The sequence below is a fragment of the Salmonella sp. K21076 genome (assembly GCF_039650795.1).
Classification (GTDB): Bacteria; Pseudomonadota; Gammaproteobacteria; order Enterobacterales; family Enterobacteriaceae; genus Salmonella; species Salmonella enterica.
This window is the reverse complement of sequence record NZ_JBCLYA010000050.1, coordinates 135928-149187: the sequence shown is the minus strand read 5'-3', so window position 1 is coordinate 149187 and position 13260 is coordinate 135928. Positions and strand designations below refer to the sequence as shown.

Here is a 13260-nt window from a genome sequence, read left to right as displayed (position 1 = left end):
AAATCTGTACTTTGCTGGCGCGATTCACCTGAGCGCATCATCTGAAATGTTTGTTAAGATTGTTACGGTCGCTTTACTCCAATCAATTGCAGGGAAAGTGTTATGAAAACGTTAGGTGAATTTATTGTCGAAAAGCAGCACGAGTTCTCTCAGGCTACCGGTGAGCTCACTGCTTTGCTGTCGGCAATAAAATTGGGCGCCAAGATCATCCACCGCGATATCAACAAGGCCGGTCTGGTCGATATCCTGGGTGCCAGCTGTGCTGAGAACGTACAGGGCGAGGTTCAGCAGAAACTCGATCTGTTCGCGAACGAGAAACTGAAAGCTGCACTAAAAGCGCGCGATATTGTAGCGGGCATCGCATCGGAAGAAGAGGACGAAATTGTCGTCTTTGAAGGCTGCGAACACGCGAAATATGTGGTGCTGATGGACCCTCTGGATGGCTCTTCTAACATCGACGTTAACGTCTCTGTCGGTACGATTTTCTCGATTTATCGCCGCGTGACGCCCGTCGGCACGCCGGTCACCGAAGAAGATTTCCTGCAACCCGGCAACAAACAGGTCGCTGCGGGATATGTCGTGTATGGCTCGTCCACCATGCTGATTTACACCACCGGCTGCGGCGTACACGCTTTCACCTACGATCCGTCGTTGGGCGTGTTCTGTCTGTGCCAAGAACGTATGCGTTTCCCGGAAAAGGGTAAAACCTACTCCATTAACGAAGGCAACTACATTAAGTTCCCGAATGGCGTGAAGAAGTACATCAAATTCTGCCAGGAAGAGGATAGTTCAACAAGTCGCCCTTATACCTCACGTTACATTGGCTCTCTGGTGGCCGATTTCCACCGCAACCTGCTGAAAGGCGGCATCTATCTCTACCCCAGCACCGCCAGCCATCCGCAGGGGAAACTGCGTCTGCTGTATGAATGCAACCCGATGGCGTTCCTCGCGGAACAGGCCGGTGGCAAAGCAAGCGATGGTAAAGAACGTATTCTGGATATCATTCCGGAAAGCCTGCACCAGCGCCGCTCGTTCTTCGTCGGCAACCGCCATATGGTTGACGATGTGGAACGCTTTATCCGCGAATACCCGGACGCGTAATCTTTACCACCATGCGGAATAACGCATGAAGCCGCCATTGGGCAATAAGATGTCCGATGGCGGCGTTGCCTTATCAGGCCCGTGATTTTTTCGGTTCTTAACCTTTGTCGTTTATGCTCCGCAACGACGCGCCAGATGAGGCGGAAACGAAAACAAGCGAAGACTTTCGGCGTGAGTTGGCTATAATACTCGCCACTTGTTTGTCATAACTTCAAAGGAAACAGACATGAGCTTACTCAACGTCCCGGCGGGTAAAGAACTGCCGGAAGATATCTACGTCGTTATCGAGATCCCGGCTAACGCAGATCCGATCAAATACGAAGTTGACAAAGAGAGCGGCGCGCTGTTCGTTGACCGCTTCATGTCCACCGCGATGTTCTATCCGTGCAACTACGGTTACATCAACCATACCCTGTCTCTGGACGGCGACCCGGTAGACGTTCTGGTCCCGACGCCGTACCCGCTGCAGCCAGGCGCCGTCATCCGTTGCCGTCCGGTTGGCGTACTGAAAATGACCGACGAATCCGGTGAAGATGCGAAACTGGTTGCCGTACCGCACACCAAACTGAGCAAAGAGTACGATCACATTAAAGATGTGAACGATCTGCCGGAACTGCTGAAAGCGCAGATCACTCATTTCTTCGAGCATTATAAAGATCTCGAAAAAGGCAAATGGGTGAAAGTTGACGGTTGGGACAACGCCGAAGCGGCTAAAGCGGAAATCGTTGCCTCTTTCGAGCGCGCAGCGAAGAAATAAGTTCGCTTTTACATAATCGTCAAGATAAAGGCTCTCATAGTAATGAGGGCCTTTTTATTGGCTAATGAATAGAACACAATTTTTATCATTATTAGTTTAACATTCACAGAATGAATAAGACTTTACCTTATTTTTTATTAAAAAGGGTTGAATACGCTCACGTTTTCTCTAAAAAGCTTAAGATAATAATTGTTTTGCGAATGCCCCCAGACTCCCATGGACTTACGCCCTAAATATTAGCAAGCGCTAAATTCTTATTTAGTGCATAAGCCCGATTACCTTTTTAATAAGGTATCCTAAGCTCTCCCTACCAATAACTGTATTTTCAATCCAACATAACATCCGCTCAAAACACACTTTTTAATATATTTTCAAGGGCTGCCATAATTATTTACTATTTTAAGAGATTATGATGAAAAATGATATATTAATTACCGGTGGACATATCATCGATCCCGCTCGTAATATTAATGAGATTAACAAGTTACGCATCATTAACGATATTATCGTTGATGCCGATAAATATCCTGTAACTTCGGAGACCCGGATTATCCATGCCGACGGCATGATCGTCACTCCCGGTCTTATCGATTATCACACGCATGTTTTTTATGATGCGACGGAAGGCGGCGTCAGGCCTGATATGTACATGCCGCCGAATGGCGTCACCACCGTCGTGGATGCAGGTTCTGCCGGTACGGCAAACTTTGATGCCTTCTACCGAACGGTGATTTGCGCCAGCAAAGTTCGAATCAAAGCGTTTCTGACCGTGTCGCCGCCGGGCCAAATCTGGTCACAAGAAAATTATGATCCTGACAATATTGATGAAAATAAGATCCACGCGCTGTTTCGCCAGTATCGCAACGTTCTTCAGGGATTAAAACTCAAGGTTCAGACTGAGGACATTGCTGAATATGGCTTAAAACCGCTGACTGAATCCCTTCGTATTGCCAACGATTTAAGGTGCCCCGTAGCAATACACTCGACTCATCCCGTCGTTCCCATGAAAGAACTTGTCTCCTTGCTACGCCGCGGCGATATTATCGCTCATGCGTTTCACGGCAAAGGTAGCACCATTCTTACTAATGAAGGCGCGGTCTTAGCCGAAGTCCGTCATGCAAGAGAACGAGGCGTTATATTTGATGCCGCCAATGGTCGCAGCCATTTTTCAATGAACACGGCACGCCGGGCCATCGCCAATGGCTTTCTTCCGGATATCATCAGTAGCGATCTCTCAACCATCACTAAACTCGCCTGGCCTGTTTACGCCTTACCATGGATTTTATCGAAATATTTAGCACTCGGCGTCACGCTTGCCGATGTCATTAACGCCTGTACCCATACCCCAGCAGTTTTAATGGGTATGGCAGCAGAAATTGGTACGCTGGCCCCTGGGGCATTTGCCGATATCGCCATCTTTAAATTAAAAAACAGGCATGTTGAATTTGCCGATATTCATGGTGAAACGCTCACGGGGACGCATGTGCTGGTACCACAAATGACCATAAAATCCGGTGAGATATTATTTCGTCAAATTGATTTTGGCACGCGGCCAAACGGAGTTGAAAAATGACCTCAATGCAAAAATGGCTACGGATCGGCGCGACATTAATGTTCGGCCTTTTTGTTGCTTATCTTGACCGTTCTAATCTTTCCGTTACGTTACCTACGATTACACACGACCTGAATATTGATGGCGCAACGGCCAGCATTGTATTAACCATATTTCTTATTGGCTATGCCTTTTCAAATATTTTTGGCGGCGTATTTACCCAGCGATACGATCCGAAAAAAATAGTCATTCTGATGGTGCTAATCTGGTCGATTGCGACCGTTTTTGTCGGATTTACCTCGTCAGTGTACGTTATTTTGATTTGTCGGCTGGTGCTTGGCATTACCGAAGGCATTTATTGGCCGCAGCAGTCCCGCTTCGCCAGCGACTGGTTTTCAGACAAAGAACGGACGCAGGCGAACAGCATTATCCAGTATTATGGACAGTTCCTGGCATTAGGCCTGGGATTTATGATTTTGTCCCCGCTGGATGCTGCCTTCGGTTGGCGAAATGTTTTTATTATCACTGGTATGATCGGCATTGTTGTTGTGGTTCCACTTTATATAACAATGCTGAAAAAACAGGAAGAAGCGCCTTATTATCGTGCGCCGGCGCCAACAGAGAAAACTAAACTTACTCTGGAATCGCTGGGCGGAACCCCCTTCCTACTCCTTATTTTTACCTACATCACTCAAGGGATGTTGTTCTGGGGAATTACGTTATGGATCCCCATGGTTGTCAATTCTCTCGGCTATACCGGATTCAGTAAAGCATTGGTCAGTTCTCTGCCTTATCTGACTGCGGTTATACTGGCAATCCCCATCTCATGGATCAGTGATAAGACACAAAAACGTGTACTTATTGCTTCACTGGGCCTACTAATCCCCGGCGTGATGTTATTTCTCCTGCCATTTGTCGATGCGCCGGGCTTTAAAATCACGCTCATTACCCTGGCGATGGGTTATTATGCCGCCAGCTTTACCCCCAATATCTGGTCGATTATCCAGTCGAACGTTAAACCCCATGCGATTGGCCCAGCCTCCGGTATTATTAATGGCATCGGCGCCGGCGGCGGCGGTACGTTGGCAGGCCTAATGGTCGGCTATTTTTACCGGACAACCGGCAGCTATATGCAGGGATTTATGGTTCTCGGATGCATTGTTATCCTGGGCGGCGCGTCATTATTGATCTACGGCAGAATAAGAGCTCACCATGCCCGGCGTTAACGCCATCAGCCAGAATGTAAAAAACAACGCCACCCGAGGGTGGCGTGTTCAGTTCAGGGCTGGTTTCTGTCTAACCAGTCACCGCTTTCAATCAGAGTTAACCCATCAACAGGACGTTGATATACATACATCCATGCGCTGCCGTAAGGCGTCTGGATTAACTGGCGTGCGTATTCACCGCCCCTGGTGCGCAAAGCATCAAGTTCGGCCAGCGTGGCGTTATCAATTCGATAAACTTCACCGTATACCGCTCCGTTTCCCGGAACTGCGCCTGGATAGTGGCCCAGACTATACAACTGGTAGTTATCGATACGGTAATCGCCAAGCAATTGGGCATTGGTCATCCAGTGACTGTTGCCTTGTTTCTGTCGTAAACTGCCATAGACAAATATTCGCATTGCTAAAACTCAAACTGATAGAGCAAATCAAGTGCCTGATCTACGCCAGACACTGCTTCCAGATATAGCTTAGGCATCAGGCGATAACGTAACGTGAGCGTCGCCAGAGAGTCAAATATCCCTACACCATACTTCACCTGTAGACCCGGCAGTACATAGCCGCTGACCACAACCTGGGACGAATCGCCCACCCCTTGCGTGTCCAGCGCCAGATTACTTACACCGAATGTCTCTCCGATTTTACCCACAACCTGACCACTTTGCGCAACCCCCAGGCCAATAAGCATGGAAGTCATTGCTGCGCTATCACTCTGATTGCTGTCCAACCCCTGCCCACGCAGCAGATAAGAAAGCGCTTCAGCCTGCGGCATCGCCGGATCGGAGAAGATTTCCGCTTTGGGTTCATCAGCTGTGCCTGTGACGCGCACGCCCGCAATGACATCGTCTTCGGTGGCGTCAGGGTTACGGATCGCTTCGATATTGAGCAGCGGCTGATCCGGCGGGCCGGAGAACAGCAGCTCGCCTTTACGAACAAGCAGGTCCTGGCCGTAGGCGCGGAATCGGCCGTCAGGAATATTGATTTGACCATTTAGCCCCAGCCCCTGCTTATCCTGCGCGACTTTCAAATCGCCGGTCAAACGCGCTTTAAGCCCGAAGGCGTCGATGCGCACGTTGTTGCCGACATGTACCGTCAGATTACTGTTGATGGGAATAGATGCTGTCTGCGGCGTTTCTGGTTGCAGGTCATTATTGAGCATAACCACATCGCTGGAGACGCCGACCGCGCTCTCCGGCAGGTCGTGCACCACAATTCGTGCCCACGGAACGTCCACACGCCCATCCAACGTGAACAGCGAAGGCGTCGCGTCAAAGACCACATCCGGCGAGACATCCAGGCGCACCATCGGCGGAACGGTAATCCGCACCCGACTGCCTTTCGCCGTCACCCGCGCGCGCCAGTTGTCAATCTGGCTCCAGTCGGCGTTACCGTTCAGGTTAATTTGCCCTTGTTGTGTTCGCACGATACCAGCGAGCGTCGAGCGCGTACCGCTAAAGTTCATGGCGAGCTGGCTCGGCTGCATCTCAAACGGCATAAAATTACCGTCAATATCCAGCGCGCTAAGCTGCAACTGACCAAACAACTGCGGGCTTTGCACATCGCCGCCCAGACGTAGCCTGGCGTTTAACATTCCCGCCGCTTTTTCGCCGCGCAAAAAGACAGGGTTGACCATCGCCAGATTGAGATTGCGCATGTTGACGTTACCGCCGAGATTGCGCCGCCCCTGAGGATCGGTTACCTGCACCTGGCCATCGAATTGACCATTGTTCGTCAGGCGAATCAGCCATCCCAGCTCGGCGCGATTATTGTGCAGATCGGCGCTGAGGTTCAGCGTCTCAAACGCGACCGGTAACGGCGCGTCATTGACGGTCTGCGTGACCTTCACGTTACGACCGGAAAGTGTGACCTTCCCCTGCGGCAATCCCTCCTGGGTGGTGTCCCACGACACGTCCGCTTTCCCGCTAAAGACCCCGCTGGCCTGAGTGGTATCAGGCATAAATGGCTTCAGCATCGCCAGATCAAAGCGGTTGAGATTGACCAACGCCCGTCCTGCGGCGCCCGCATCAATGGTTTGCGGGATGCACAGCTCGGCGTTCGGGTTCAGCCAACAATGTGGCCCGATACTGATTTCCTGTTCTTTATTACGGTAGTCCAGCGCAATCGCGCGGGTCAACGACCATGGCCCCACTGGCGTCTGGAAACGGGTGTCGCTTAACGTCCCTTTCCAGCGCGCCTCCTCGCGATCAAAACTGCCTGTCAGGGAGAGTTGACCGGATACCGGTTCTCCCTGAACACGGAGCTGTAGCTGATGCTGCTTCTCGCTGCCTTTGGCGTCAAGCGTCACCAGATTGATGTTAACGTCGGGCTGCGAAATCCGCTCTACGCGAACGTTGAGATGGCCCGCTATCTGATCGGTGGATTTAATATCGCCCTCGATGCGCGCCTGGGCGATAGACAGCTCCTGCCAGCGCAGACCGTGGGCGGTGATATCCGCCAACAGCTGCGGCGCTTCTACCGTACCGCGGACTTTAACGATTCCTTTTGCCATGCCGCCCAGCCCTGGCAGCGCATTATCCAGCCCTGGCGCATCGATGGCGGCGTCAAGATTCAGCTCCTTAACGCCAAGCTCGCCTTTTATATCGGCGCTGTTTGGGCCCAGCGCAAGGTGCAGCCCCGGGATCGTCCACTGCATGTAGCTGTTGCCCTTTAGCGTCCCGTTGACGTTAACGCTGTTCTGCTTCACATTACCGGTCAGCTTGAGCTCCGGGACATCCATCTGCCAGGTGCCGCCGTAGAGGCTGCCTTTGGTTTTCATGACGCCGTTAAGTTTCGCGGGCCAGTCCGGGATCTCTTTAGCGGTATTGATGCCATTCAGCGTCAGTTCGCCACGCCAGCTAATCGCCTGCTGCCAGTCCACCAGCGCTTTCAGTTCGGTTTTTCCCTCCAGAGCGGCGACGGTGAGTTTATCGAGATTAATCTGCCGCTCATTCCCTTTAGCATCCAGCGTGATGGTCGCCGGCGGAATATCTTGTCCTTTCACGGCGGTTCGCATCGACAACGTATAGTCGGTCATCTTACCGCTCAGTTTGAGCTTCAGATCGTCAGCCTGAAACTGGGTATCACCCGTCAATGGCCAGGCAATGCGTTGGCTGACGACCTCAAGATTGAGCGGTAAACCGGCCTCCGCCAGCCGCGTCTGGGCGCGAAGCGCGACATCCATCGGCCCGGAAAGGTTCACCCTGACCTCCAGTTGTTCGCGTAACGCGCCGCCGACCTTGAGTTTGATCTTTTCACCCTTTAGCGGATCGATATTCAGCGTACTGTTGAGCGTAATATCAACCGGCCAGTTATTGGCGAGCTGCGCCGTACCGGAGGCTTTCACCGTGCCCTGGTTGGCGTCGATATCCAGAGTATCCAGCTTCATATTACCGTCGATACTGCTGACTTTAAGCAGCATCGTGCGCACCGTCAGATCGGTATCGCCGGTGATGCGTAGCTGCTCGCCGCGAAATGACTCGATATTCAGATTGAGCGGCAGGTGAACATCGGTCATCTCCGGCATTACCGGTTTTGCAAACAGATCTTTTAGCGTTTCGCCAAGCGGCTTTTCATCCGGTTGAGGTTTCTCGATTTTGGGTTCAACCACCTCTTCCTGCGCCACCTCAGCGACCTTCGGCAGCGCGATCAGCAGTCCCTGAAGCCGCGTCGGTTTCAGGGTCAGGTTTTTCTCCTGCCATGCCAGCCCGTAGGTAAAATCCAGCACCGAAACGGTAGTGTCATCAATCTTGATATTGATGTTATTCAGCGCCACGCGCGACAGCGTGATGGGCCAGGGCGTGGAGAGGTTCAGCGGCCCGCTTTCTTCCTCTTCTTGCGCCGGTTCGGAAGGAGGCATTTTTTTGCTGTCGATAGCGACATTAATGTCTTTTAGCGCCAGATCATTGACGCACAGGCTACTGCGCCACAGGCAATCAAGCCCGACGGCCAGATGAATTTCGCCCGCATTTACCGCAACGCCCGGCTGCTCATAGCGGATATTTTTTAACGATAAGTCCCGCCAGCCGCCGGTGACCTGCCCAATATCCAGCCCCGGCACCCAGCGGTTCGCCGCACCGAATACCAGATGCAGCCCCGTCGTCGTCCCGACCAGAAACGCAACGCTCGCCAGTAACACCACAATGAAAATCAACACGCCGAGGCTTATTTTCTTCCATAAACTCATAATTCAGGCCCCAGACCGATATAAAACTGTAAACCGTGTTCGTCTTTGTCGCCGACCGGTACGGCAAAATCGAGTTTGACAGGCCCAACCGGCGACGCCCAGCGCACGCCGACCCCGGTCCCGGTTTTGAAATCGCTACGGCGAATATCACTAACCGCCTCGCCGCTATCGACAAACACCGCCCCCCACCATTTGCCGGTGACGTTATACTGGTACTCCAGCGATCCGGTTGCCAGTTTTGAGGCGCCTTTAAGATTGCCGTCGCTATCTTTAGGCGAAATAGATTTGTATTTATAGCCGCGAATACTGCGGTCGCCCCCGGCGAAGAAACGTAAATCCGGCGGAACTTTGTCGAAATCACCGGTTTCTATCCAGCCCAAATTGGCGCGCATCACAAAACGGTGGCGATCGTACAAAGTCCGAATCCAGACGTTTTGCGCCTGCAGTACGGAGAAATCCACGTCGGAGCCCCAGGCCGTATTCGAATAGTCTACCGAGTAGCGCTGCGAATCGCCCCAGGTTGGCATCAGTCCCCCTCGCGAGCGGGTTCGGCTGATCATCACGCCCGGGTAGAACAGCATGGTGGTATTGGTGACGTTCCCCTGGGTAAAGTGGTCGAAACTCCAGCGCAGGTTAATCGCCCGCTGCCAACCGCTGGAAAGGTCCCAGTAACGCGACACGGCAAGCGTGGTCGAGTCCTGCTCCGTATCATTCAAATCGGTACGTTTAAAACCGCCCTGTACCAGATAGTATTGCTCCAGCGGGTTTTTCAGCAGCGGCATTTTATAACTAAAATCCAGCACCTGTTCCGGCGCAGAAATACTGGTGCTGGTGGTCAGGCTATGACCGTAGGAGTTCATCCACGGTTTTTTCCACGACGCTTTCACGCGCGGCCCGACGTCGGTGGAGTACCCCACCCCGGTTTCAATCGTGTTTTCGGTTCGCGGTGATACCACGCCTTTTAACGGCAGAATTTTTGTTTTACGCGATTTCTCAAATTCCGGCGCCACCACAACAGAATTAAACCATCCGGTAGCGGAAAGCCGGCGGTTTAGTTCCGCCAAATCTTTCGATTCGTACTCATCACCCTCTTTAAACGGCAACAGATTTTGTAAATATTCATCACGAATCTGCGAACCTTCGAAGGTGACAGGCCCGAAGCGATAGCGCTCACCGCTATCATAATCAATATCCCAAAACGCCTGATGACGGCCCAGAGCAATTCCCAACTGACTTTTAATGAATTCGCTGTCGAAATAGCCTTTGCGTAGCGACACGCTGGTTAACGACTTTTTAAAATTGTCATAGTCCCCCTGGTTGAGCACCGTGCCGATTGCCGGACGCGTTTTCAGTAAGGCCAGATAATCTTTGTCCGTACGCGCGCCGCCGCGTAAAATGACTTCTGTACCGCCAATCAACACCGGCTGGCCGGGCGTAACCCTGGCGATTAATACCTGCCGTCCTTTCGCAGGCGGTGGAAGCAAGTCGAATTTGATAGTGGGTTCGTAATAGCCTAACGCTTTAAGCCCTTCGCGAATCGCATCATCAACTCGGGCGCGAAAGCGCCGATCCGGCGTCACCTCATCGCTCTGAATCGTAGAGAGCTGTGCGCGAACGTTTTTTTCCAGCTCTCCGGATAGCCCTTCGACTTTCAGACGAACATTTGCGGCTACCGCAGAACTGCTCAGGCACAGTAAGCTAACCCAACATAACTGACGGATATGTGGCACATTTTCTCCTGAATATCCCCTATTCCCACCCCTGGAAAAAATCACACTACCGCTCCGCGGCTTAACATAAAATCAACAATTTCGATTGAAAAGCAGACGACTGCCCAAATATTTCTTATGGTTAAATCCAGATACATTAATGTTGTTATTGTGTGCAAAGATGCGTCTCGTTACAACCTTAACGCCAATTAACGCTTTCGGGAGAATAGTTCATGAGTTTATTTGATAAAAAACATCTGGTTACTCAAGCAGATGCGTTACCAGGACGCAACACCCCGATGCCAATCGCCACTCTGCATGCGGTAAATGAACACTCTATGACCAATGTCCCTGCCGGGATGGAGATCGCCTACTTCGCGATGGGCTGTTTCTGGGGCGTAGAACGTTTATTCTGGCAATTGCCCGGCGTATATAGCACCGCAGCAGGGTATGCGGGCGGTTACACGCCTAATCCAACCTACCGGGAAGTCTGCTCCGGGCAGACCGGTCATGCCGAAGCGGTACGGATAGTGTACGATCCTGCCGTTATCCGTTATGAGCAGCTTTTACAGACCTTCTGGGAAAATCACGATCCGACGCAGGGGATGCAACAGGGTAACGATCACGGTACGCAATACCGTTCTGCGATTTATCCCTTAACGCCGGAACAGAATGCCGCCGCTCACGCCAGTCGCGAGCGCTTTCAGTCGGCAATGGCCGCCGCCGGAGACCATCGCCCTATTACCACGGAAATCGCCCATGCGACGCCGTTTTACTACGCCGAGGATGAACACCAACAGTATCTGCACAAAAATCCATACGGTTACTGCGGGATTGGCGGGATCGGCGTTTGCCTGCCGCCTGACGCGTGACGCGTGACGACGCAGGCGTAGGGGGAACTTGTCGGAGTTGAAAATGAACCCTCTGGCGACTTTACAGTAGCTTACGCTATACTAGCCCTGAACTTATCGGCTCACTGCTACGAGCCGGTTTTCATTAAACGTTACCACACGGATTTATAAACTTCCCTTCCGAGGATCTGGCGTTTCGCCGGATAAGATATGTTAAACAGTATATTCATTATATTCTGCCTGATCGCTGTAAGTGCGTTCTTCTCCATCTCCGAGATCTCGCTTGCCGCATCACGTAAGATTAAACTTAAGTTATTAGCTGATGAAGGCAGTATCAACGCACAACGCGTATTGAAAATGCAGGAAAATCCCGGCATGTTTTTCACCGTTGTGCAAATTGGCCTGAACGCCGTCGCTATTCTTGGCGGTATCGTCGGCGATGCGGCATTTTCGCCCGCCTTTTCCGCCCTTTTCTCGCACTATATGTCGCCAGAACTCTCCGAGCAGTTGAGCTTTATTCTCTCTTTCTCGCTGGTGACGGGGCTGTTTATCCTGTTCGCGGATTTAACCCCGAAACGCATCGGTATGATTGCGCCAGAAGCTGTGGCTTTGCGTATCATCAACCCGATGCGCTTCTGCCTGTTCGTTTTTCGCCCGCTGGTGTGGCTGTTTAACGGCATGGCAAACAACATCTTCCGCCTGTTCAAAATTCCAATGGTGCGGAAAGACGACATTACTTCTGATGATATTTACGCGGTGGTGGAAGCCGGCGCGCTGGCGGGCGTCTTGCGCAAGCAAGAGCACGAACTGATTGAAAATGTGTTTGAACTTGAATCCCGCACCGTACCGTCTTCTATGACGTCGCGCGAAAGTATCATCTGGTTTGATCTACACGAAGACGAACAAAGCCTGAAGAAAAAGGTAGCCGAACATCCGCACTCAAAATTTTTGGTGTGTAATGAAGATATCGACCACATCATCGGCTATGTAGATTCCAAAGATCTGCTGAACCGCGTGCTGGCGAACCAAAGTATGGCGCTGAATAGCGGCGTGCAAATTCGCAATACCTTGATTGTGCCGGATACGCTGACCCTTTCTGAGGCGCTGGAAAGTTTCAAAACGGCGGGCGAAGATTTCGCGGTCATTATGAATGAATACGCGCTGGTCGTCGGTATCATTACGCTGAACGATGTGATGACCACGCTAATGGGTGACCTGGTCGGCCAGGGACTGGAAGAGCAAATTGTGGCGCGCGATGAAAATTCCTGGCTGGTTGACGGCGGCACGCCGATTGACGACGTCATGCGCGTGCTGGATATCGATGAGTTTCCGCAATCCGGCAACTATGAAACCATTGGCGGCTTTATGATGTTTATGCTGCGCAAGATCCCAAAACGTACTGATTCGGTGAAGTTTTCCGGCTACAAATTTGAAGTGGTGGATATCGACAACTACCGTATCGATCAGTTGCTGGTGACGCGTCTCGACAATAAAAGCAACGTACCGGCGCCGAAACTGCCCGATGCGCAAGGTAAAGAAGACAGCGCGGCCTGAAATCCGTTTGCCAGAAACATCAACGGCTCCTGATTCAGGAGCCGTTTTTTTGTTGTCTATGGAAAACCCCCAGCTAGGCTGGGGGTTCCGGAAAGCTTTCAGCTTTAAGCCAGTTATTAAAACCCCTTTTGATTTGTTAAAACATCTTGCGGTCTGGCAACTGCAAAAGTTCAACAAGAAATCAAAAGGGGGTCCCAATGGGGGACGAAAAGAGCTTAGCGCACACCCGATGGAACTGTAAATATCACATAGTTTTCGCGCCCAAATACCGAAGACAAGCGTTCTATGGAGAGAAGCGTAGGGCAGTAGGCAGCATATTAAGAAAATTAT

General features: G+C 51.6%; 11 protein-coding genes. 8 read left to right on the top strand and 3 right to left on the bottom strand.

Annotated elements, in window-relative coordinates:
- The first annotated feature begins 102 nt into the window (after window positions 1–102).
- From fbp to AAYN39_RS19605, 4 genes are all read left to right on the top strand, one after another.
- Complete coding sequence (gene fbp / locus AAYN39_RS19620; protein WP_000853761.1) at window positions 103–1101, top strand: class 1 fructose-bisphosphatase; 999 nt, start codon at window positions 103–105, stop codon at window positions 1099–1101.
- Between the two features lie 226 nt (window positions 1102–1327).
- The gene (gene ppa, locus AAYN39_RS19615; RefSeq protein WP_000055079.1) at window positions 1328–1858 is read left to right on the top strand and encodes an inorganic diphosphatase; all 531 of its coding nucleotides are present in this window, start codon (window positions 1328–1330) and stop codon (window positions 1856–1858) included.
- Between the two features lie 409 nt (window positions 1859–2267).
- Window positions 2268–3431, top strand: coding sequence for a metallo-dependent hydrolase (locus AAYN39_RS19610; RefSeq protein WP_000977198.1), 1164 nt, complete (start codon window positions 2268–2270; stop codon window positions 3429–3431).
- Complete coding sequence (locus tag AAYN39_RS19605; RefSeq protein ID WP_000203124.1) at window positions 3428–4636, top strand: MFS transporter; 1209 nt, start codon at window positions 3428–3430, stop codon at window positions 4634–4636. Before AAYN39_RS19610 ends, AAYN39_RS19605 begins: the two co-directional genes overlap by 4 nt.
- Before the next feature lie 53 nt (window positions 4637–4689).
- Here the strand turns inward: AAYN39_RS19605 and AAYN39_RS19600 are convergent, their stop codons facing one another.
- Genes AAYN39_RS19600 through tamA form a run of 3 tightly spaced genes read right to left on the bottom strand, consistent with a single transcriptional unit; the run spans window position 4690 to window position 10546 of the window.
- Window positions 4690–5034 (bottom strand): gamma-glutamylcyclotransferase, encoded by a 345-nt coding sequence (locus AAYN39_RS19600; RefSeq protein WP_001219167.1) that lies wholly within the window; start codon window positions 5032–5034, stop codon window positions 4690–4692.
- 2 nt (window positions 5035–5036) lie between these two features.
- Entirely contained in the window at window positions 5037–8816 is a 3780-nt protein-coding gene (tamB, locus tag AAYN39_RS19595) for an autotransporter assembly complex protein TamB (protein WP_000060812.1), read from the bottom strand.
- Window positions 8813–10546 (bottom strand): autotransporter assembly complex protein TamA, encoded by a 1734-nt coding sequence (gene tamA, locus AAYN39_RS19590; protein WP_001120231.1) that lies wholly within the window; start codon window positions 10544–10546, stop codon window positions 8813–8815. Before tamA ends, tamB begins: the two co-directional genes overlap by 4 nt.
- A gap of 212 nt (window positions 10547–10758) precedes the next feature.
- Between tamA and msrA the strand changes: the two genes are divergently transcribed.
- From msrA to AAYN39_RS19570, 4 genes are all read left to right on the top strand, one after another.
- Window positions 10759–11397, top strand: coding sequence for a peptide-methionine (S)-S-oxide reductase MsrA (gene msrA, locus AAYN39_RS19585; protein WP_000051467.1), 639 nt, complete (start codon window positions 10759–10761; stop codon window positions 11395–11397).
- A 189-nt stretch (window positions 11398–11586) separates the two neighbouring features.
- On the top strand, window positions 11587–12930 hold the full coding sequence (locus AAYN39_RS19580) for a hemolysin family protein (RefSeq protein WP_000934974.1): 1344 nt from the start codon (window positions 11587–11589) through the stop codon (window positions 12928–12930).
- Entirely contained in the window at window positions 12899–13171 is a 273-nt protein-coding gene (locus tag AAYN39_RS19575) for a hypothetical protein (protein ID WP_138082281.1), read from the top strand. Before AAYN39_RS19580 ends, AAYN39_RS19575 begins: the two co-directional genes overlap by 32 nt.
- Window positions 13128–13260 (top strand): transposase (locus AAYN39_RS19570; protein WP_171897985.1); only part of this gene is annotated, 133 nt, incomplete at its 3' end. The genes AAYN39_RS19575 and AAYN39_RS19570, both read left to right, overlap by 44 nt.

Coding starts and splice junctions, on each gene's coding strand:
- AAYN39_RS19600 (WP_001219167.1), bottom strand. CDS start 5,034: ATGCGAATATTTGTCTATGGCAGTTTACGACAGAAACAAGGCAACAGT.
- AAYN39_RS19610 (WP_000977198.1), top strand. CDS start 2,268: ATGATGAAAAATGATATATTAATTACCGGTGGACATATCATCGATCCC.
- tamB (WP_000060812.1), bottom strand. CDS start 8,816: ATGAGTTTATGGAAGAAAATAAGCCTCGGCGTGTTGATTTTCATTGTG.
- ppa (WP_000055079.1), top strand. CDS start 1,328: ATGAGCTTACTCAACGTCCCGGCGGGTAAAGAACTGCCGGAAGATATC.
- fbp (WP_000853761.1), top strand. CDS start 103: ATGAAAACGTTAGGTGAATTTATTGTCGAAAAGCAGCACGAGTTCTCT.
- AAYN39_RS19580 (WP_000934974.1), top strand. CDS start 11,587: ATGTTAAACAGTATATTCATTATATTCTGCCTGATCGCTGTAAGTGCG.
- msrA (WP_000051467.1), top strand. CDS start 10,759: ATGAGTTTATTTGATAAAAAACATCTGGTTACTCAAGCAGATGCGTTA.
- AAYN39_RS19575 (WP_138082281.1), top strand. CDS start 12,899: ATGCGCAAGGTAAAGAAGACAGCGCGGCCTGAAATCCGTTTGCCAGAA.
- AAYN39_RS19605 (WP_000203124.1), top strand. CDS start 3,428: ATGACCTCAATGCAAAAATGGCTACGGATCGGCGCGACATTAATGTTC.